The sequence below is a fragment of the Streptomyces sp. NPDC005925 genome (assembly GCF_040638805.1).
Lineage (GTDB): Bacteria > Actinomycetota > Actinomycetes > Streptomycetales > Streptomycetaceae > Streptomyces.
Window position 1 is genome coordinate 120,788 of sequence record NZ_JBEXVL010000005.1, and the last position, 20,939, is coordinate 141,726.

Annotated in this window: 17 protein-coding genes and 1 pseudogene; 14 read left to right on the forward strand and 4 right to left on the reverse strand. The window is 71.3% G+C overall.

Annotated elements, in window-relative coordinates:
• The first annotated feature begins 15 nt into the window (after positions 1-15).
• The 7 genes from ABZ354_RS09105 (at position 16) to ABZ354_RS09135 (ending at position 6,999) form a co-directional block, all read left to right on the forward strand.
• The gene (locus tag ABZ354_RS09105; RefSeq protein ID WP_358654573.1) at positions 16-1,068 is read left to right on the forward strand and encodes a WYL domain-containing protein; all 1,053 of its coding nucleotides are present in this window, start codon (positions 16-18) and stop codon (positions 1,066-1,068) included.
• The gene (locus tag ABZ354_RS09110; protein ID WP_358654575.1) at positions 1,065-1,358 is read left to right on the forward strand and encodes a hypothetical protein; all 294 of its coding nucleotides are present in this window, start codon (positions 1,065-1,067) and stop codon (positions 1,356-1,358) included. Before ABZ354_RS09105 ends, ABZ354_RS09110 begins: the two co-directional genes overlap by 4 nt.
• Before the next feature lie 71 nt (positions 1,359-1,429).
• Positions 1,430-1,624, forward strand: a complete 195-nt coding sequence (locus ABZ354_RS09115) for a hypothetical protein (protein WP_358654577.1) — start codon at positions 1,430-1,432, stop codon at positions 1,622-1,624.
• Between the two features lie 257 nt (positions 1,625-1,881).
• Complete coding sequence (gene tatA, locus ABZ354_RS09120) at positions 1,882-2,160, forward strand: Sec-independent protein translocase subunit TatA (RefSeq protein WP_358654579.1); 279 nt, start codon at positions 1,882-1,884, stop codon at positions 2,158-2,160.
• Positions 2,161-2,210: 50 nt separating this feature from the next.
• Positions 2,211-3,158 carry a twin-arginine translocase subunit TatC gene (tatC, locus tag ABZ354_RS09125; protein WP_358654581.1) on the forward strand — a complete coding sequence of 316 codons (948 nt, stop codon included), beginning with the start codon at positions 2,211-2,213 and terminating at the stop codon, positions 3,156-3,158.
• Between the two features lie 30 nt (positions 3,159-3,188).
• The gene (locus ABZ354_RS09130) at positions 3,189-4,079 is read left to right on the forward strand and encodes a diacylglycerol kinase (RefSeq protein ID WP_358654583.1); all 891 of its coding nucleotides are present in this window, start codon (positions 3,189-3,191) and stop codon (positions 4,077-4,079) included.
• Positions 4,080-4,143: 64 nt separating this feature from the next.
• Complete coding sequence (locus tag ABZ354_RS09135; protein ID WP_358654585.1) at positions 4,144-6,999, forward strand: DEAD/DEAH box helicase; 2,856 nt, start codon at positions 4,144-4,146, stop codon at positions 6,997-6,999.
• A gap of 100 nt (positions 7,000-7,099) precedes the next feature.
• Here the strand turns inward: ABZ354_RS09135 and ABZ354_RS09140 are convergent.
• Positions 7,100-8,443: pseudogene (locus ABZ354_RS09140) on the reverse strand (acetyl-CoA carboxylase biotin carboxylase subunit family protein); the annotation flags it as partial.
• 470 nt (positions 8,444-8,913) lie between these two features.
• Between ABZ354_RS09140 and ABZ354_RS09145 the strand changes: the two are divergent.
• The 5 genes from ABZ354_RS09145 to ABZ354_RS09165 all read left to right on the forward strand — a co-directional run bounded on the left by ABZ354_RS09145 (position 8,914) and on the right by ABZ354_RS09165 (position 13,560).
• Positions 8,914-10,545, forward strand: a complete 1,632-nt coding sequence (locus tag ABZ354_RS09145) for an ATP-binding protein (protein ID WP_358654587.1) — start codon at positions 8,914-8,916, stop codon at positions 10,543-10,545.
• Positions 10,542-10,949 (forward strand): roadblock/LC7 domain-containing protein, encoded by a 408-nt coding sequence (locus ABZ354_RS09150; protein WP_358654589.1) that lies wholly within the window; start codon positions 10,542-10,544, stop codon positions 10,947-10,949. The genes ABZ354_RS09145 and ABZ354_RS09150 overlap by 4 nt, the downstream gene beginning before the upstream one ends.
• Positions 10,946-11,341: a DUF742 domain-containing protein gene (locus ABZ354_RS09155; RefSeq protein ID WP_358654591.1), complete on the forward strand. Its 396-nt coding sequence runs from the start codon at positions 10,946-10,948 to the stop codon at positions 11,339-11,341. Before ABZ354_RS09150 ends, ABZ354_RS09155 begins: the two co-directional genes overlap by 4 nt.
• Entirely contained in the window at positions 11,322-11,942 is a 621-nt protein-coding gene (locus ABZ354_RS09160) for an ATP/GTP-binding protein (RefSeq protein WP_358654593.1), read from the forward strand. Before ABZ354_RS09155 ends, ABZ354_RS09160 begins: the two co-directional genes overlap by 20 nt.
• 64 nt (positions 11,943-12,006) lie before the next feature.
• Positions 12,007-13,560 (forward strand): cytochrome P450, encoded by a 1,554-nt coding sequence (locus ABZ354_RS09165; RefSeq protein ID WP_358654594.1) that lies wholly within the window; start codon positions 12,007-12,009, stop codon positions 13,558-13,560.
• Here ABZ354_RS09165 and ABZ354_RS09170 read toward each other — a convergent pair.
• From ABZ354_RS09170 to ABZ354_RS09180, 3 genes are all read right to left on the reverse strand, one after another.
• A complete protein-coding gene (locus ABZ354_RS09170) occupies positions 13,554-14,552 on the reverse strand; it encodes an RluA family pseudouridine synthase (protein ID WP_358654595.1) in 999 nt (332 codons plus the stop codon). The genes ABZ354_RS09165 and ABZ354_RS09170 overlap by 7 nt on opposite strands.
• Positions 14,553-14,764: 212 nt before the next feature.
• Positions 14,765-15,610, reverse strand: a complete 846-nt coding sequence (locus tag ABZ354_RS09175; protein ID WP_358654596.1) for a siderophore-interacting protein — start codon at positions 15,608-15,610, stop codon at positions 14,765-14,767.
• Between the two features lie 111 nt (positions 15,611-15,721).
• Positions 15,722-16,651: a 5'-3' exonuclease gene (locus tag ABZ354_RS09180; protein WP_358654975.1), complete on the reverse strand. Its 930-nt coding sequence runs from the start codon at positions 16,649-16,651 to the stop codon at positions 15,722-15,724.
• 295 nt (positions 16,652-16,946) lie between these two features.
• On the opposite strand from ABZ354_RS09180, the gene ABZ354_RS09185 reads away from it, so the two are divergent.
• Both ABZ354_RS09185 and ABZ354_RS09190 read left to right on the forward strand, forming a co-directional pair.
• Entirely contained in the window at positions 16,947-18,050 is a 1,104-nt protein-coding gene (locus tag ABZ354_RS09185) for a glycine betaine/L-proline ABC transporter ATP-binding protein (RefSeq protein WP_358654597.1), read from the forward strand.
• Positions 18,043-20,658, forward strand: a complete 2,616-nt coding sequence (locus ABZ354_RS09190) for an ABC transporter permease/substrate binding protein (protein WP_358654599.1) — start codon at positions 18,043-18,045, stop codon at positions 20,656-20,658. The genes ABZ354_RS09185 and ABZ354_RS09190 overlap by 8 nt, the downstream gene beginning before the upstream one ends.
• The last annotated feature ends 281 nt before the right edge of the window (positions 20,659-20,939 follow it).

The following is a 20,939-nucleotide window of genomic DNA, read 5'->3' on the forward strand; positions in this document are numbered from 1 at the left end:
GGAGCGGACAACACAGTGGCAGGCAAACCGGTCAGGCCCACGAGCGCCATCGACCAGACGCGGCGGATGCTCTCCCTGGTGACCTATCTGCGCGAGCGTCCCGGCGCCCGGATCGAGGACGTCGCGCGTGCCTTCGGCATCACCGAGGACGAGCTGGTCTCCGACCTCGACGTGCTGCCCATGTGCGGCACCAGCTTCCGCGGCGGCGACCTGCTCGACATCGACACCGACGGCGAGCGCATCTGGTGGCACAATCCCGCCGCGCTCGGGGCGGACGCCGCCGAGCCGCTCAGACTCGCCGCGGACGAGGCCACCGCGCTGCTCGTCGCCGCCCGCGCCGTGGCGACGCTGCCCGGCCTGCGGGAGAGCGACCGGCAGGCGCTGCTGCGCGCCACGGCCAAGGTGGAGGCCGCGGCGGGCGAGGCGGCCGGTGCCAGTTCCCGGCTGTCGGTCACCTTCGAGTCCGAGGGCGGCGTCTTCGCCGACGTCGACCGGGCCATCGCCGAGCGCCGCCGCCTGTGGATCCGCTACTACTCGCCCGCGCGCGACGAGGTCACCGAGCGGGAGATCGACCCCGTCCGCCTGGTCAGCGTCGGCCACACCTACGTCGAGGCCTGGTGCCGGCGCTCCGAGGCGCGCCGTACCTTCCGGCTCGACCGGGTCGCCGAGATCAAGATCCTCGACGAGCCGTCCGCGCCGCCCGAGGTGGAGCTGCGGGACCTGTCGGAGGGGCTGGTGCAGCCCGCCGCCGAGGACCCGGAGGTCGTCGTCGAGGTCGGCCCGGGAGGCCGCTGGGTCGCGGAGTACTACCCGCACGACAGCGCGGACGAGCTCCCGGACGGCGGACTGCACATCAGCCTGCGCACGCCCGACCCGGCCTCGCTGCGGCGCCTGGCGCTGCGGCTCGGCCGCGACGGCCGGATCGTGTCGCCGCCCGAGCTGGCCGAGAGCGCCCGGCAGGCGGCCCGCGAGGCGCTCGGGGCGTACGACGCGATCGGAGAGGCGGAGCCGGGGGCGGTGCCCGCAGGACGGGACGGGCGCGACGGCAGACAGGAGCGGGTGCTGTGAACGAGTCGACGATGTCCGGTGTGCAGGGCATGACGGTGGAGTCCGCGTTCGCGGGGATGACCAGCGTGACCCCCGTGGTGTTCCGGGCGGGCTGCCCGGACTGCCGCGGACGCTTCGAGCTCACCGCGGGCGACCTCCGGCTGGCGATCGGCGCCAGCAGCCGGACCACGTTCTACTCCTTCACCTGCCCGGACTGCGGCGCCGCAGTCCGCAAGCCGGCGGGGGAGCGGATCGTCGAGCTCCTCATCAGCGGCGGCGTACGCGCCCTGCGACTGCACCCGACGGTGTAGCCCGCCGCGGTGCCACCCCCTCGCCGTCCCGGTCGCGCGGTGGCGGTCCGGGACGGTCTAGGCTCGACGCCATGTTCTGGCCGATGTTCGCGATCGCTGTGGGTTTCCTCGGACTGCTGGTCCTCGCGGTGTTCGCCGTGCGTGTCTTCGTGGAGGCGGAGCGTCTCGGCAGGCAGGTCACCGACTCCGCGCGCCGTATCAACCGGGCGGCCGAGGACCTGGAGCGGGCGGCCCAGAGCACGGCCCGCTCCGTCGACGCGCTGTGAGGCAGCCGCACGGTCCCGTCTCCGCTGTCGGGGTGCTTCGCCCTGTCGGCCCGCCGGGGGCGGCAGGTAGGCTACGTGTCGCGGCCGGAGAACGAGGCCCGGACCGCGGACGGGAGTATGCACAGGGGAGGTACGGGGATTGCCCCGCGTTCACCCCTGAGCGTTACGATCGCTGTCGGCACGGCCAGACGGACACCTGTCCGAGTGGTCGGACAGCACCCCCACCCGCAGCAGCCTCGGTAAGAAGGTAAAGACTTATGGGAAGGCTCGGACCTACCGAGATCATTCTTATCCTCGTGGTCATCATCCTCCTGTTCGGCGCGAAGAAGCTCCCGGACATGGCCCGTTCGCTCGGCAAGTCCGCGCGCATCCTCAAGAGCGAGGCCAAGGCGATGAAGGAGGACAAGTCCTCCACCCCGGCCGACCCGCCGAACGACGACGAGCAGTCCCCGTCCCAGCGTGTGATCCAGGCAGCCCCCGGTGACGTGTCCACCTCCCGCCCGGTCAACGAGCCGACGGACACGACCAAGCGCTGACGCCGCAGGGCCGGTGCCCACCGGCCCGCCGCACGAGATGGGAACGTGGGTTGCTGAAGTCTGCCCGCAAGAAGGAGAAGGATCCCGAGGGGCGGATGCCCCTCGGGGAGCACCTGCGTGAGCTTCGCAACCGGCTGGTGAAGAGCCTGCTCGCGATCGTTGTGGCGACCGTCGTCGCGGCCTTCTTCTACAAAGACATCATTGAGTTCTTCACGGATCCGATCCTGAGCGCGGTCGGCTGCGAGTACAGCTTCGCCGAGCTGGCCAAGACCGCCGACCAGCAGCAGTGCGCGCGGATCGTGCAGAACGGTCTGCTGAGCCCCTTCACGCTGGCTCTCAGCGTCTCGCTGTACGCGGGTGTCGCCCTGGCCGCCCCCGTGTGGCTCTACCAGCTCTGGGCCTTCGTCGCGCCCGGCCTGCACCGCAACGAGAAGAAGTACGCGATCGGCTTCGTCGCCGCGGGCTTCCCGCTGTTCGCCATGGGCGGCTACTTCGCCTACTGGTCGCTGCCCAAGATGGCCGCGGTGATGCTGGAGTTCGCGATCATCGGGAGCGACAACCAGCTGCCGCTGGACGACCTGCTGCAACTGGTCATGCGCATGGTCCTGGTCTTCGGGCTCTCCTTCGAGCTGCCGCTGCTGCTGGTGATGCTCAACTTCGGGGGTGTGCTGGCCGGGAAGAAGATCGCGGGCTGGTGGCGCGGGATGCTCATCGGCATCACCGTCTTCGCCGCCGTCGCCACCCCCAGCACGGACCCGATCTCGATGCTGGCGCTGGCCGGCCCGATCTGGGTGCTGTACTTCGTGGCGACCGGTGTGGCTCTCCTCAACGACCGCCGACGGCTCCGCCTGGAGGCCCTCGCGCCCGCCGACGACGAAGCCTCCGAGCTGGACCTCACGCCCGAGGACGTCGGCGAGGTCGAGCCGGTGACCGCGCGGGGTGCCCTGCCCGAGCAGGCAGGTGCGGACCGTGTGAACGGTTATGACGACGTGACCTGAAGACGGGCCGGCACCTCGTAAGGTCACCCCGTGACCTGCGAGCTCACCCTCTTCGTCAATCCCACCGCGGGCCGCGGCCGGGGCGCCCGCGCGGCGCAGCCGGCCGCTTCCGCGTTGCGGGCGGCCGGATTCTCCGTCCGCACGGTCCTCGGCGAGAACGCCCGGGACGCCCTCTCCCGCGCGCGTGCCGCCGTCGCGGACGGCACCGACGCCCTGATCGCGGTCGGGGGCGACGGCATGGCGAGCCTCGCGCTGCAGGCCGTCGCCGGTACGAGCACCCCGCTCGGCCTGGTCGCCGTCGGTACCGGCAACGACTTCGCCCGCGCGCTCGGCCTGCCGGTGCGGGACCCGGCCGCCGCGGGCCGTCTGGTCGCCGACGCCCTCAAGGGCGGGCGGCTGCGGGACATCGACCTCGGGCGGGCCGGGGACCGGTGGTTCGGGACCGTCCTCGCCTCCGGCTTCGACTCCCGGGTGAACGACCGCGGCAACCGCATGCGGTGGCCCACCGGGCGCGCCAAGTACGACCTCGCCATGCTCGCCGAACTCGCCGCGTTCCGGCCGTTGCCCTACCGCATCCGGCTCGACGACGGGCAGGTCCGGGAGGTCGAGGCGACGCTCGTCGCCGTCGGCAACGGGTCGTCGTACGGCGGGGGCATGCGGATCTGTCCCGGCGCCGACCTCACCGACGGGCTGTTCGACATCACCGTGGTCGGGGACTGCTCCCGCGCGACGCTGCTGAAGGTGTTCCCGAGGGTCTACCGGGGCACGCACGTCGACCATCCCAAGGTCACCGTCATGCGGGCGGCCGAGGTGGAGCTGGCCGCGGACGGGATCACCGGGTACGCGGACGGCGAACCCCTCGGGCCGCTGCCGCTGACCGCGCGCTGCGTGCCCGGCGCCGTGCGCGTCGTGGGGCCGTGAGCCGGGCGGACCCCGTCAGGCACGCCCTCGCGCAGGGTGTCCCGTACGGCGCCCGATCCGGATAATGATCGTCCTGTTGTCAGTGCGGCCCGGTACGCTCGAAAGCACGATGACAGACGATCTCTCACCGGCCGAGCGGTATGCGGCAGCCCGCAGGCGCGCTGTCGAGCAGGCCACCGCTCTCGCCTCCTTCCGCGAGATGTACGACTTCGGCCTCGACCCCTTCCAGATCGAGGCCTGCCAGGCCCTGGAGGCCGGCAAGGGCGTGCTGGTGGCCGCGCCCACCGGCTCGGGCAAGACGATCGTCGGCGAGTTCGCCGTCCACCTCGCCCTCCAGCAGGGCAGGAAGTGCTTCTACACGACGCCGATCAAGGCGCTGTCGAACCAGAAGTACGCCGACCTCTGCCGCCGCTACGGATCGGAGCGGGTGGGCCTGCTCACCGGCGACAACAGCGTGAACTCCGACGCCCCGGTGGTCGTGATGACCACCGAGGTGCTGCGGAACATGCTGTACGCGGGCTCCCAGACCCTGCGCGGCCTGGGACACGTGGTGATGGACGAGGTGCACTACCTCTCCGACCGGTTCCGCGGCGCCGTCTGGGAGGAAGTGATCATCCACCTCCCCGAGTCCGTGACACTGGTGTCACTGTCGGCGACCGTGTCGAACGCCGAGGAGTTCGGTGACTGGCTCGACACCGTACGCGGCGACACCCAGGTGATCGTCTCCGAGCACCGCCCCGTGCCGCTGTTCCAGCACGTACTGGCCGGGCGCCGGATGTACGACCTGTTCGAGGAGGGCGAGGGCCACAAGAAGGCCGTCAACCCCGACCTCACGCGCATGGCCCGTATGGAGGCCAGCCGGCCGTCGTACCAGGACCGGCGGCGCGGTCGGCACATGCGGGAGGCCGACCGGGAGCGCGAGCGCAGACAGCGGTCCCGGATCTGGACGCCGAGCCGTCCCGAGGTCATCGAGCGGCTGGACGCCGCGGGCCTGCTGCCCGCGATCACGTTCATCTTCAGCCGTGCCGCCTGCGAGGCCGCCGTCCAGCAGTGCCTGTACGCGGGCCTCAGGCTCAACGACGAGGAGGCGCGCGAGAAGGTCCGCGCCCTGGTCGAGGAGCGCACCGCCTCCATCCCGCCCGAGGACCTGCACGTCCTGGGCTACTACGAATGGCTGGAGGGCCTGGAGCGCGGCATCGCGGCCCACCACGCGGGCATGCTGCCGACCTTCAAGGAGGTCGTGGAGGAGCTGTTCGTGCGCGGCCTGGTGAAGGCCGTGTTCGCGACCGAGACCCTCGCCCTCGGCATCAACATGCCGGCGCGCTCGGTGGTCCTGGAGAAGCTCGTCAAGTGGAACGGGGAGCAGCACGCCGACATCACCCCCGGCGAGTTCACCCAGCTCACCGGCCGGGCCGGCCGTCGCGGCATCGACGTCGAGGGCCACGCCGTGGTGCTGTGGCAGCGCGCCATGAACCCCGAGCACCTCGCGGGACTCGCGGGCACGCGCACGTACCCGCTGCGCTCCAGCTTCAAGCCGTCGTACAACATGGCCGTCAACCTGGTCGAGCAGTTCGGCCGGCACCGCTCGCGGGAGCTGCTGGAGACGTCCTTCGCGCAGTTCCAGGCCGACAAGTCGGTCGTCGGCATTTCGCGGCAGGTGCAGCGCAACGAGGAAGGGCTGGAGGGCTACAAGGCCTCCATGACCTGCCATCTCGGTGACTTCGAGGAGTACGCGCGGCTGCGCCGCGAGCTGAAGGACCGCGAGACCGAGCTGGCCCGGCAGGGCGCCGTCCAGCGTCGCGCCGAGGCCGCCGTCGCCCTGGAGAAGCTGAAGCCGGGCGACGTCATCCACGTACCGACGGGCAAGTACGCCGGGCTGGCCCTGGTGCTGGACCCCGGCCTGCCCGCCGGGCGCGCGGGCGGACACCGCGGCGTCGAGTACCACGACGGGCCCCGCCCGCTGGTCCTCACCGCCGAGCGGCAGGTCAAGCGGCTCGCGTCCATCGACTTCCCGGTGCCCGTCGAGCCGCTGGAGCGGATGCGGATTCCCAAGTCCTTCAACGCGCGCTCGCCGCAGTCCCGCCGCGACCTCGCGTCGGCGCTGCGTACCAAGGCCGGGCACATCTCTCCCGACCGGCACCGCAAGAGGCGCTCGCAGGCGGCCGACGACCGGGAGATCGCCCGGCTGCGCACCGCGCTGCGCGCCCACCCCTGCCACGGCTGCAACGACCGCGAGGACCACGCCCGCTGGGCCGAGCGGTATTACCGGCTGTTGCGGGACACCTCGCAGCTGGAGCGCCGTATCGAGGGCCGTACCAACACGATCGCGCGGACCTTCGACCGGATCGTGGCGCTGCTGACCGAGCTGGACTATCTCAGGGCCGACGAGGTCACCGAGCACGGCAAGCGGCTCGCCCGGCTGTACGGCGAGCTCGACCTGCTCGCCAGCGAGTGCCTGCGCGAGGGCGTCTGGGAAGGGCTCGGTCCCGCCGAACTCGCCGCGTGCGTCTCGGCGTTGGTGTACGAGGCGCGGGCCGCCGACGACGCGACGGCGCCCAAGGTGCCGTCCGGGAAGGCCAAGGCCGCGCTGGGTGAGATGGTGCGGATCTGGGGGCGGCTCGACGCGCTGGAGGAGGACTTCCGGATCACCCAGACGGAGGGCGTCGGACAGCGGGAGCCGGACCTCGGGTTCGCCTGGGCCGCGCACCAGTGGGCCTCGGGCTCCGGCCTCGACGAAGTCCTGCGGGAGGCGGAGATGCCGGCCGGTGACTTCGTACGGTGGTGCAAGCAGGTGATCGACGTGCTGGGACAGATCTCCGCCGCCGCGCCCGCCGTCGAGGGGTCCACGGTGGCCAAGAACGCGCGCAAGGCCGTCGAGGGGCTGCTGCGGGGGGTTGTCGCGTACTCGTCGGTGGGGTGACCGGCCCCGGGACTCAGGGCCGGGGGTGTCGCCGCCCGCGGACCGGCCGGGAGGCCGGCCCGCCCTCGCCGGACGGCGCGGTCTAACGGTCGTATTCGTACGGCGTCGGGTCGGCCAGGGACGCGAGGGTCGCTGTGGAGTGGGTGGCTTCGCGGAACGCGGGGTCCGTGAGGGCCGCCCGCACCAGCTCGAGGTGGGTTTCGATGCCGTCGTACGGTCCGATTCCGGCCAGTGCCCCGTCGAGCCGTCGTAGCGCTTCGTCGCGATCGGAGCCGTGGGCGATCACGTTGCTGCGCACGGGGGTGAGCACGGGGTTGTACGACGATGTCGGCGCGCCGGCGCCCTTGCCGTTGCCGAGCGGGCTGCCCGGGCCGGACGGGTGGTCGTGCGTCGCGTCGCCCGAGCCGCGCCGGTCGTCGTGCGTCGGGCCCTGCGCGTGGAGGCGTACCTCGATCGCGTGGCCGTGGGGCGCGCCGGGGGCCCGGACCACGCCCCGTTCGCCGCGTGCCAGGCGCAGCGTCCACGTCAGCAGATCGACGCCGTGGACCTCCTCGGTGACCGGATGTTCCGTCGGGAAGCGGGCGTTGACCTCCAGAAAGTACGCCTGCTCGCGGGCGGCGTCGTACAGGAACTCGACCGTGCCCGCCGAGCGGTAGTCCACCCAGGCGCACAAGTCGCGGGCGGAGGCGGCCAGTTGGGCGCGCACCCGGTCGGGGAGATTGGGTGCCGGGGCCTCCTCCAGCACTCTCCGGTCCCGGAGCCTCAGGGAGCAGTCGCGGTCGCCGAAGGTGACGACCAGGCCTTCCCCGTCGCCGAAGACCGGCACTTCCACGTGCCGGGCGTGCTCGACGAAGCGCTCCAGGTAGACGCCCCCGGACGCGCATTCCGTGCGGTGTGCGCGCTCCCAGGCGTGGGTCAGTTCGGCGGCAGAGTGACATGTCGACATGTCGAGGCCGCCGTGTCCGCCCGTCGTCGACTTGAGCAGCACCGGGTAGCCGATGCGCTCGGCCTCCCGCAGTGCCTCGTCCCGGCCTGCCAGTACTTCCGTGCCGGGGGCGAGCGGAAGCCCCGCGGCGTCGGCCGCCGTGCGGGCCGTGTGCCGCGCGCCGAACAATTCCAGCTGCTCGGACGTCGGGCCCACGAAGACCATCCCGGCCTCCTCGCAGCGCCGCGCGAGGGCGGGGTCCGCCGACAGTGCCCCGCCGGGAAGGATCGCGCCCGCGCCGGTGTCCTCGGCCGCCCGCAGCAAGCAGTCGGCGGTCAGGTTCGGGTTGTTCTCGGACGCCGGGCCGAGCCGCACCGACGCGTCGGCGAGCCGCACGTGCGGGGCCGACCCGTCGGCGTCGACGTGCGCGGTCACCGTGCGCAGGCCGAGTTCGCGAGCCGTACGGATGACGCGGACGGCGGTCTCGCCCCGGTCGGCGACGAGCAGCGTGTCGAACATCTAAGCGGTCCTGCCCTCTTTCGCATCACCCGGTCGTGGCCCGGGTAGTCGTCTGTTCGTGGGTTCGGGAGCCCGGGCCTCGCGGCCGCCTGACCTCGTGGCCGCCCGCCCGGGTGCTCCTTCCACGATCGTCCGCCCTTAAGCGCCGCAGGGATGGCCGATCCGCCGGTGGCGACCGGTGTTTTCGTACGTCTGTACGCCATAACGCATCGTGTTCGATTAATATCCGAGCGTGTAAATGGGGCGAGAATACACCTGTCATGGGACGTTTTCAGGTGCTTGCCGAATATGCCACGCGGTTGATCCCGTCGGGTTAAACTCGCCCGTAGCGCGCAGAGTTAATCTGAATTCGCGCGTTTGTTCCATCATGCGCGGAAGATCCCGCTCGCCCCCTGGCTTGCTCGCGGTTTCCGTCGCACATCCCCGGCAAGCTTTCCTTCCCCTCAGCCGATTTGTCTCAAAGGGCCTACATGGTGCGTGTTGATTCCCCTCCCGGTCGCCGCGAACTTCCCTACGCGCGCGTCCTGTTGCCGCCGGCCGTCCTCATGGCCGCGGTGACCGGGGCCGCCGTCGCCTGGGTGGCGCAGCCGGCACGGACCGCCGTCGGCTGGTGCGGCGCGGTCGCGACGCTGCTGGTCGTGGCGACGGCCGCCGTGGCCGTACGCCGAGGCCGGGCCCTGCGCGACCTGCGCGCCGAACATGCCCGTCACACCACGGAACTGGAACGACGGCTCACCGTCTGCGAGTGGGAGATGGACCGCCTCGCCGAGGAGATCGTGCCCGCCGCGGTACACCTCCTGCACGGCGGACTCTCCCCCCGCGAGGTGCTGCTGCGCCTCCCCGACCTCGACCCCGCCTACGGTGAGCTGCGGGACTCGCAGGTGACGGTGATCAAGACCGTTCTGAAGATTCTCGACACCGAGGAGTCCTTGCGCGACGCCTCGCAGCGCTCCTTCGTCAGCATCGCGCGGCGCGTCCAGGCGATCGTCCACCAGCAGGCCAAGGAGCTGCGGGAGATGGAGGAGGACCACGGGCGCAACCCCGAGGTCTTCGACGACCTCCTGCGCATCGACCACGGCACCGCGCTCATCGGCCGCCTCGCCGACTCCGTCGCCGTCCTCGGCGGCGGCAGGCCCGGCCGCCAGTGGCCCGAGCCCGTCGCCCTGTACAGCGTGCTGCGCGGCGCCATGTCGCGGATCCTGGAGTACCGCCGCATCGAGCTGCACTCCATCGCCAAGGTCAACATCAAGGGCGTCTGCGTCGAGCCCGTCATCCACGCCGCCGCGGAGCTCCTCGACAACGCCACCCGCTACTCGCCCCCGCACACCAAGGTGCACGTCACCGCCGTCGAGGTACAGACCGGCGTCGCCATCGAGATCGAGGACGCGGGCGTCAACCTCAGCGAAGAGGCCCGCGACCGCATCGAGGGCATGCTGGAGCGCGCCAAGGCGGGCCTCGACCTGCAGGACCTCGGCGAGCACCCGCGGCTCGGCCTGTCCGTCGTCGGCCGGCTCTGCAAGGCGCACAACATGCAGGTGTCGCTGCGGGCCTCCGCATACGGCGGCGTCCGCGCCGTCCTCGTCGTGCCGAGCAACATGATGACCGACGAACCCGGCGTGGGACTCGCCCACGGCATCGGCGCCACCTCCGTGCCCAAGCAGGGCCCCGGCGCGCTGGAGGGCCCCAAGCGCACGCCCAAGAAGCGCCGTCCCACCAGCCCGCGCATCCCCGCAGCCGTCAGCATGGAGGACGACGTCCCCGTCGTCACCGAGTGGGCCGCGAACGGTCTGCCGCAGCGCCGCAGCCGCGTGAAGACCTCGCTCACCCAGCGCTACGCCGAGCAGTACGCCGCCGAGCGCGCCGCACGCGAGGCCGAGCGGTCCGGCATCGCGAACGATTCCCCGTGGGCGAAGCCCGCGCCCGAACCCAAGAAGGCGGCCAAGGAAGAACCCCCGCCCGGCATGTGGGTGGAGGCGTTCTGGGAGGGGCTCAAGGGCGACCCCGATTCCACCTCGGCCACCCGGCCGACCAGCCACCAGAACAACCAGCAGACCACCGAGCCGGCCCGTGCCGAGGCCGACGACGAAGGGGACGTCAAGTGATCCAGCAGCGAGCCAACTTCGACTGGATGCTCAAGGACCTCGCCGACGGCGTACCGGGTATCGAGATGATCGTCGTCCTGTCCGCCGACGGCCTGCGCATCGCCCGCCACGGCGGCGACCCCGACGCCGCCGACCGGGTCGCGGCGGCCTGCGCCGGACTGCAGAGCCTGGCGAGCGCCGTCGCCTCCGAGATCCCCGACAGCAACGGCCGTATGAAGCTGGTCATCATCGAGATCGACGGCGGCTACTTCTACCTGATGGCCGCCGGGGCCAACGCCTATCTCGCCGTGCTCTCCGACGTGGTCGCCGAACCCGGTCTGATGAGCAACCGCATGCGCGACCTCGTCGGCCGCATCGGAGCCCACCTGACCAGCCCGCCCCGGCGGAACGGGCAGCCCGTATGACGGCTCCGCAACGCCAGAGGCGCAACCCCAGGCAGGAACCCCCCGCTCCCGGCAAGAAGGAGGGCGGGGGCCGCAACCCCGAGCGGCTCTACGTCGTTGCCGGACCGGACGGCGAACGCGCCGAACTCGACCTGGTCACGCTGATCGTGGCGCGCGCCGAGCCCTCACCGTCCGCCACCCCGGAACAGGCCGCCCTGCTGCGGTTGTGCGCCGCCCCCCTGTCCGTCGCCGAACTCTCGGCCTATCTGAACCTGCCGTTCAGCGTGGTGACCGTGCTGGTAACGGACCTGCTGACGACCGAACTGGTGCAGGCGCGCGCCCCCGTCGTCCGCCAGGCACTCCCCGACCGATCCATCCTCGAAGCGGTGATGCATGGACTTCAACGGCTCTGACACCCTCCCCGGCCCACGCACCGAGGACCGGCTGCCGCACACGACGGACGCCGCGGTGAAAATCGTGATCGTGGGCGGCTTCGGGGTCGGCAAGACCACCATGGTGGGTTCGGTCAGCGAGATCAGGCCGCTGACCACCGAGGAGACGATGACCCAGGCCGGCATCGGCGTCGACGACAACTTCGGCTCGGAGACCAAGACGGCCACCACCGTGGCGATGGACTTCGGCCGCATCCGGATCACCGAACAACTCGTCCTGTACCTGTTCGGCACGCCCGGCCAGGAGCGCTTCTGGTTCCTGTGGAACGGCCTGTTCGAAGGCGCGCTCGGCGCCGTCGTCCTCGTCGACAGCCGCCGCCTCGAGGTCAGCTTCGACGTCATGGGGCGTCTGGAGGAGCGCGGCGTGCCGTTCGTGGTCGCCGTCAACACCTTCCCCGACGGGCCCCGGTACCCGCTGCCGGACCTGCGGGCCGCGCTCGACCTCTCCGAGGACATCCCCATCGTCGAGTGCGACGTGCGCCGCCGGGCATCCAGCCGGGACGTCCTGGTGACCCTGATGCGCTTCCTGCACTCGCTCGCCGTGACGGGCTCCCTCACCTGACTCCCGTACCCCTCACCTTGCCCATGTCCCATCAGCAACGTCCTTTCTGCTTCGGAGCAACACCGTGACGCCTGAATCCCACTCCCCGGCCGGAACGGGCGACGCCCGGCTCGAACCGCCCCCCGGCTGCCCCGCGCACGGTCTCGGACCCGGCGGGCTGCAACGGCTGCACCAGACGGAGGACCTGGAGGAGCTGTACGAGAAGCTCCGTGCCGAACACGGCCCCGTGGCGCCCGTGCTGCTCCACGACGACGTCCCCATGTGGGTGGTCCTCGGCCACGCCGAGAACCTCCACATGGTGCGCAGCCCTTCCCAGTTCTGCCGGGACAGCCGCATCTGGACCCCGCTGAAGGAGGGCAAGGTCAAGCCCGACCACCCCCTCATGCCGCACATCGCCTGGCAGCCGATCTGCTCGCACGCCGAGGGCGACGAGCACAAGCGGCTGCGGGGCGCGGTCACCGCCGCCATGTCGACCATCGACTACCGCAGTCTGCGGCGGCACATCAACCGCCACACCCAGACGCTCGTCAACCGGTTCTGCGAGCGGGGCCGCGCCGATCTCGTCGGGCAGTTCGCCGAGTACCTGCCGATGGGCGTGCTGTGCGAGGTCCTCGGCATGCCCGAGGAGTTCAACGACCGGATGGTGGAGGCCGCCCGCGACACCCTCAAGGGCACCGAGACCTCCCTGGCCAGCAACGCCTACGTCATGGAGGCCGTCGGCCGGCTCACCGCGCGCCGCCGCCTCCAGCCCGACGACGACTTCGCCGGGTACCTCGTCAACCACCCGGCCCGGCTCACCGACGAGGAGGTCTCCGAGCACCTGCGGGTGGTCCTCCTCGCCGCCTACGAGGCGACCACCAACCTCATCGGCAACGTGCTGCGCGTGGTGCTCACCGACCCCGGATTCCGGGCCCAGCTCAGCGGCGGTCAGATGACCGTGCCCGAGGCGGTCGAACAGTCCCTGTGGGACGAGCCGCCGTTCAGCACCGTCCTCGCGTACTTCGCCAAGCAGGACGTGGAACTGGGCGGACAGCGCATCCGGGCCGGCGACGGGCTGCTGTTCGGCATCGCGCCCGGCAACGTCGACCCCCGGGTGCGGCCCGACCTGGAGGCCCACATGCAGGGCAACCGGTCCCACCTGGCCTTCGGCGGCGGACCGCACGAGTGCCCCGGTCAGGACATCGGCCGAGCCATCGCCGACACCGGCGTCGACGCGCTGCTGCTGCGGCTCCCCGACGTACAACTGGACTGCGACGAGGACGAGTTGACGTGGCGGTCGTCGATCGCGTCGCGTCATCTGGTGGAGCTCCCGGTGCGCTTCGAGCCCAAGGCGCAGCAGGAGGTCACGGAGAAGCCGGGTCTGCCGATCCCGCCGCCCCGGGCCGAGTGGTCCATCGGAACCGAGCCGCCGCGTGCGGAGGTGCCACGCCCCGAACTGCCGCGCGCTGAGCGGCGCCGGACCCGGCCCGAGGCGCAACCGCAACCGTCTGCCTCCGTGCCGGCGGCACCGGCACCACAGCCTCAGCCGCCCCTCCAGCCGCAGCCGCAACCGGACCCCGCCCCGGCCCGTCGCCCGGGTGCCTGGCAGCGTGTCGTGCGCTGGTGGCGCGGCTACTGACCACCGGCCCAGTCGTCGTACGACGCCCAGGCCGCGAGCACCCGCGTACTGCGGAACCGGTGCGCGGTGCCGGTGACCGGGTCGGTGAACTCCAGGGCCCGCGCCAGCAGTTGCAGCGGGCGGCGGAAGTCACCGGCCGGCACGGCGGCGGTCACCACGGGATACAGCGGGTCGCCGAGGATGGGCACGCCCAGCGCGGTCATGTGCACCCGTAGCTGGTGGGTCTGGCCGGTGCTCGGCAGGAGCCGGTACCGGCCCAGCCCGGGTGCTGTGCCGTCGCGTGTGACGCCGCCCGGCGAGAACGCGTCCGCCGTCCGGTGTCCGAGGATCTCGACGCGGCTGATGGCGTTCGGCTCGCCCTCGACCTCGCGGGAGGTGAGCTCGCCGCGCTCCTTCACGATCCGGCCGCGTACGGTCCGGGGCAGGACGAGCCCGGGATCGTACGGTGCGACGGCCTCGTACTCCTTGCGCACCAGCCGGTCGCGGAACAGGTTCTGGTAGGCGCCGCGTTCCTCCGGCCGCACGGTGAACAGGACGAGGCCGGCCGTGAGCCGGTCCAGGCGGTGCGCGGCGGTCAGCGTCGGGATGCCCAGCTCCCGGCGCAGCCGCGCGAGCGCGGTCTGGGCGACGTGGCCGCCGCGCGGGGTGGTGGCGAGAAAGTGCGGCTTGTCGGCGACGACGACGTGCTCGTCGCGGTACACCACGTGCAGCGGGAACGGCACCGGGGTCTCGCACGGCAGCTCCCGGTGGAACCACACGTACGTCCCCGGCGCGTACGGGGCGTCGGGAGCCACGGGGCTGCCGTCCGCGCCGACGATCCGCCCCGCCGCGAACATGCCGTCGACAGCGCCGGTGCCCGCCGCCGTGAGCCGCTCGGCCAGGTGCTCCCGGACCGTGGCCCACGGCCCTGCGACAGGCAGCCGTACCCGCACCGGGTCCACCCCGTCGCGCTGGGGGAGAGGTGCGGGCGGAGTCTGTCGGCGGCGTCTCATCAGGGCTCAGGGTATGCGGCAGGAGCCAGCACCTTCCGGCTCGGCCCGGTCTTACGCTGCGTGGCCTGTGCCGTCGTGCTCGGCCCGGTGTCTACGCTCCGTGGCCCGTGCCGCCGTGCTCGGCCGGTGCCTCACTTTGCCTGGCCTGTGCCGTAGTGATCGGCCTGGTGTCTTACGCTGCCCCGCCCGTGCCGTCGTGCTCGGCCGGTGCCTCAAGCCGTCGGTCCCGTCTTCTCCTGCTCCGCCTCTATGCGGGCGTTCCACTCGCGCTTGGAAGCCTGCCAGCCGCTCTCGTCGTGGCCCAGTCGCCAGTAGCCGGAGATCGACAGGCTCTCGCGCGGGATGCCGCGTTCGACCCGCAGCAGGCGGCGCAGCTGTTTCACGAAGTGGGCCTCGCCGTGCACGAACGCGTGCACCCGGCCCGCCGGGAAGTCCAGCCCCCGCACGGCCTCCACCAGCGCCTCGCCGATCGGCCGGTCGCCGCGGTGCAGCCAGACCACGTCCACGTCTGAGTCGATCTTCTGCTCTTCACCGGCGTCGGCGACCTCGACGAAGGCGTGGGCGCGCGCGCCGTGCGGCAGCGACTCCAGGGCGCGGGCCATCGCGGGCAACGCGCTCTCGTCACCGACGAGCAGGTGCCAGTCGGCGGCCGGGTCGGGGGCGTAGGCGCCGCCCGGGCCCAGGAAACGGACGGTTTCGCCCGGCCGGGCACGCATCGCCCACGGGCCGGCGAGTCCCTCGTCGCCGTGGATGACGAAGTCGAGCGTCAGCTCACGGTGCCCGGGGTCCCAGTGACGCACGGTGTAGGTCCGGGTGACCGGCCACTGCTCGCGCGGGAACTCCTCGCGTATGCGCTCCAGGTCGAACGGTTCCGGGTAGGTCGCGCCCCCGGCCGGGAACAGCAGCTTCACGTAATGGTCGGTGCACGTGTCCGCCGCGAACCCGGCGAGACCGTCGCCGCCGAGCACCACACGCTGCATGTGGGCGGTCAGCCGCTCGGTGCGGACGACCCGCGCGGCGTACGTGGTACGGGACTTGCGGTCCGGTCGGTCTGCCATGAGGGAACTCCCTGACGTCGCACTTAGGTAAACCTAAGTTAGCACTGGCCTCCGGTGAACACCTCTCCGTGCCGAGCTGGTGAGCGGGGGCGTGGCCTCCGGCCCCGCTCGTCAGACGCCCAGTGTCGCCAGCAGCCGCTGCAGGGAGCCGCCCAGGCCCCAGCGGGCCGCCAGCGACTCCAGGGCCGCCGGGTCGCGCGGCCCGGCCGGCACGGCCGTGTCGACCTCGGGCAGCGGGACGTCGTCCGCGACCCGCACCACCTTCGGCGCGACCGCCAGATACGGCCGCGCCTCCGTCAGCCGCTTGCGCTGCGTCGGGGTCAGCCTCGCCCGCGGGTCGTCGACCGCGGCCAGGACCCCGGCGAGGTCGCCGAACTCGGCCAGCAGCTTCGCGGCCGTCTTCTCGCCGACGCCCGGCACACCCGGCAGGCCGTCGCTCGGGTCGCCGCGCAACGTCGCCAGGTCCGCGTACCCCCGTCCGTCCACTCCGTACTTCTCCCGGAGCCAGGACTCGTCGGTCAGCTGCAGCGTGCCCACGCCCTTGAGCGGGTACAGCACGCGGATGCCGCGCCCGTCGTCCACCAGCTGGTACAGATCGCGGTCGCCGGTCACGATGTCGACCGGGCCCGTCGCACGGGCCGTGAACGTGCCGATCACGTCGTCCGCCTCGTACCCCTCGACGCCCACGCGGGCGATGCCCAGAGCGTCGAGCACCGCCTCGATGACGGGCACCTGGGGGGACAGGGTGTCCGGGACCTCTTCCTCGTCCGGCCCGGCCGCGTGCTCCTCGGCGACCCGGTGCGCCTTGTACGACGGGATGAGCTCGACGCGCCACTGCGGTCGCCAGTCGGCGTCCATGCAAGCCACCAATTGGTCCGGGTGGTGGTCCCTGACGAGGCGGTCGATGAACTCGAGCAGCCCGCGCACCGCGTTCACCGGTGTGCCGTCCGGGGCCCGGACCGACTCCGGGACGCCGAAGTAGGCGCGGAAGTAGAGCGAGGCGGTGTCGAGGAGCATCAGTCGTCCGGTCACATCCCGCATCATGCCGCACACCACTGACAATCACGCCCCGTGACCGGTTCGCAGCGCACAGCGGGCAACAGTGAACGCTCTGTGAAGCCGGGCACATGTGCGTTTGTGTGCGAAGGGCGGGGGCAGGCGCCGCCTCGGAGCGATCCAGGTTGCGCGTTCACCTGTGCAAGGCGTCCGCTGTCCCCGTTGCCCGCCGTCACGGCTCTTCACGGCCGGCGGCCCGCGGCCGGTCACGGCGCCCGCTGTGCACGCTGTCCGTGACCCGTCGCTCCCTTTCCATTGCCGTCGAGCCGAGAAGGTACGCGTGTCAGCGACGCTTGAGGCCGAGCATCTTTACAAGGTGTTCGGAAGACGACCGGACCAGGCGGTCGAAAAGCTGCAGCAAGGGACCGACCGGGAGGAACTGCGGGCGGTCGGCACCACGGCCGCCGTGGTCGACGCCTCCTTCACGGTCGAGCCGGGTGAGATCTTCGTCGTCATGGGCCTGTCCGGCTCCGGCAAGTCCACCCTGCTGCGCATGCTCAACGGTCTGCTCGAGCCGACCGCGGGCCACGTCCGTTTCGACGGCGAGGACCTGACCGCGCTGGGTGACCGGGAGCTGCGCGAGGTCCGCTCGAAGAAGATCAGCATGGTCTTCCAGCACTTCGCGCTCTTCCCGCACCGCAGCGTGCGCGAGAACGCCGCCTACGGTCTGGAAGTGCAGGGCGTGCCCCGCGCCGAGCGCGCACGGCGTGCCGACGAGGCGCTCGCCCTGTGCGGCCTGGCCGGCTGGGAGAAGTCCTGGCCCGACGAGCTGTCCGGCGGCATGCAGCAGCGCGTCGGCCTCGCCCGCGCCCTGGCCACCGACGCCGACCTGCTGCTGATGGACGAGTCGTTCAGCGCCCTGGACCCGCTGATCCGCCGCGACATGCAGGACCAGCTCCTGGAACTGCAGCGCACGCTGAAGAAGACCATCGTCTTCATCACCCACGACCTCAACGAGGCGATGCGCCTCGGCGACCGGATCGCGGTCATGCGCGACGGCCGCATCGTGCAGATCGGCACCGCCGAGGACATCCTGCTGCGGCCCGCCGACGACTACGTCGCCTCCTTCACCCAGGACGTCGACCGCTCCCGCGTACTGACCGCAGAGTCCGTCATGGACCGCGACGTCAGCGGCGACGAGGCCGTCTGCGGCTGCGACACCGCCGCGCCCGACACGTCGTTCACCGACCTGTGCGCGCTCAGCGCCCGGCTGGACCACCCGGTCGCCGTGCTGGACGAGGACCGCGCGGTCGTCGGGGTCGTACCCAGGCAGCGGCTGGTCGGCTTCCTCGGCGACGAACAGCGGGCGCCCGAACCCTGCTCCCCGCGTGGCAAGGGCGGCAGGGACGGCAAGGGCGGGGAGAAGGTGATCAGCCATGCCTAGGATCCCCTTCGGCGACTGGGTCAACAGCGCCGTCGACTGGCTGCTCGACAACGTGGCCTGGCTGTTCGACTTCTTCAAGACGGTCTTCCTCGGCGCCTACGACGGCATCGACGCGGTCCTCCAGGCCCCCGAGCCGCTGCTGCTGGCCGGCATCTTCGCCGTGATCGCGTTCTGGCTGCGCGGCACCGTCGCCGGTGTGCTCTCCTTCGCGGGATTCGCCTTCATCGACTCCCTCGGCCTGTGGGAGAACGCGATGATGACGCTCTCCCTGGTCCTCGTCGCGACGATCATCGCGCTCGTCGTCGCCGTGCCCGTCGGTATCTGGGCCGCCCGCTCCGACCGCGTCAGCGGCGTGGTCAGGCCGGTGCTGGACTTCATGCAGACGCTGCCCGCGATGATCTACCTCATCCCGGCCATCCTGTTCTTCGGCAGCGGCGCGCCCGCGGGCATCGTCGCCACTCTGATCTTCGCGCTGGCCCCCGGCGTCCGTATGACCGAGCTGGGCATCCGGCAGGTCGACAAGGAGCTGGTGGAGGCCGCGGAGGCGTTCGGCACCAGCCCGCGGAACATCCTCCTGCGGGTCCAGATGCCGCTCGCCCTGCCCACCGTGATGGCGGGCGTCAACCAGGTCATCATGCTCGGCCTGTCGATGGCCGCCATCGCCGGCATGGTCGGCGCCGACGGCCTCGGCGGCGACGTCAACGAGGCCATCGGCCAGCTCAACGTCGGTCTCGGCTCCGAGTCCGGTGTCGCGATCGTGATCCTCGCGATCTATCTCGACCGTATGACCAGCGCCCTCGGCACCCAGGTCTCGCCGCTCGGCCGCCGTGCCGCCGCCCGGGTGCGCGCCGCGCAGGGCCTGAGGATCTGGTCGTACCGGCCGCGTCCGGCCTTCGCCGTGATCGGCGTCGTGGTGCTCGCGCTCGTGGCGGGCGGCATGGGCGTCTTCGGCGACGCCGGCAAGGGCGCAGCCGGCTCCGCAGACGGCGACGTCGGCCACGGCAAGAAGGTCAGCATCGGCTACATCCCCTGGGACGAGGGCGTCGCCTCCACCTTCCTGTGGAAGGAGATCCTGGAGCAGCGCGGCTACGACGTCGAGACCAAGCAGCTCGAGGCGGGCCCGCTCTACACCTCGCTGGCCGGCGGCGACGTCGACTTCCAGACGGACGCGTGGCTGCCCACCACCCACGAGCAGTACTGGAAGAAGTACGGCGAGCGGCTCGACGATCTCGGTTCCTGGTACGACGAGACCTCGCTGGAGCTGGCCGTCCCCTCGTACATGAAGGACGTCGACTCCCTCGAGGACCTCAGGGGCAGGGCGGGGACGTTCGACGGGAAGATCACCGGCATCGAACCCGGCGCCGGCATGATGTCGCTGCTCAAGAGCAAGGTCCTCAAGGAGTACGGCCTCGACGAGGAGTACGAGGTCGTTGACAGCTCCACCCCGGCGATGCTGGCGCAGCTCAAGCGCGCCTACGCCAAGAAGGAGCCGATCGCCGTCACCCTGTGGTCCCCGCACTGGGCCTACAGCGACTACGACCTGAAGAAGCTCAAGGACCCGAAGGGCACCTGGGGCAAGGGCGACGGCGTGCACACGCTGTCCCGCCAGGGCTTCGCCTCCGACAACCCGGTCGTCGCCAAGTGGCTGAAGAACTTCAAGATGACCGAGAAGCAGCTCACCAGCCTCGAGGCCGGGATCAACAAGGCGGGCAAGGGCAAGCAGCAGCAGGCGGTCAGGACCTGGCTGAAGCAGAACCGCGGCGTGGTCGACGAGCTCGCCCCGGTCGAGGGCGCCGCCGGCGGCACGCCCGCCGAGGCGAAGCGGCCCGTCGACGTGGCGTGGTTCCCCTGGGACGAGGACGTCGCCGTCACCTACCTGTGGAAGAACGTCCTGGAACGGCGCGGCTACAAGCTGAACCTGAAGCAGATGGACGTCGGCCCGGTCTACACCGGCCTGGCCTCCGGCGATCTCGACCTGAACTTCGACGCCTGGCTGCCGCACGCGCAGCAGAACTTCTGGGACCAGCACAAGGACAGGCTCAAGGACCTCGGCACCTGGTACGAGCCGACGTCCCTGGAGCTGGCCGTCCCGTCGTACGTGAAGGACGTCACGTCCCTCGCGGACCTCAAGGGCAAGGCCGACCGCTTCGGCGGGAGGATCATCGGCATCGAGCCGGGCACCGGCGAGATGAACCTGCTGAAGAAGGACGTCCTGCCGGGCTACGGCCTCGACAAGGAGTACAAGGTCGTCGACGGCTCCACCCCGGCGATGCTCGCCGAGCTCAAGCGCGCCTACGCCAAGAAGGAGCCCGTCGCCGTGGTGCTGTGGTCGCCGCACTGGGCGTACAGCCAGTACGAGCTGACCAAGCTGAAGGACGACAAGAAGCTCTTCGGCGAGGGCAACACGATCCGCACGATCTCCAACGGGGCCTTCCCGGAGCAGTACCCGCAGCTCACCAAGTGGATCAAGGGGTTCCATATGAGTGAGGACGAGCTGGGCACGCTGGAGGCCGAGATCAACGAGCGCGGTCAGGGCCACGAGGAAGAGGCCGTCGCCGCCTGGCTCGAGGAGCACCCGGACATGGTGGAGCGGATGACTCCGCAGTGATCCGGACTCCCACGGGCCTCCGGGCCCCCGGGACCCGTCCGCCCGGGGACGCGAGCCGGGCCCGGCACCGGGGTGAGAACAGGTCGTGCCGGGTGACCTGACGGGCCCGGTGCGTCCCGGACGAGAGGGGGCCTCCTTGCGCGATTGCGTAACGGGGCCCCCTCTCGGCATACCGGGCGCCCTTCTCACGCCCGTGCATCCGCCGCCGTTCGCAGTAGGAATCCGGCCAATCACACACAGCGACGACTTGGCCGTCCGGACGGGAAATCCCCCGCAGTACG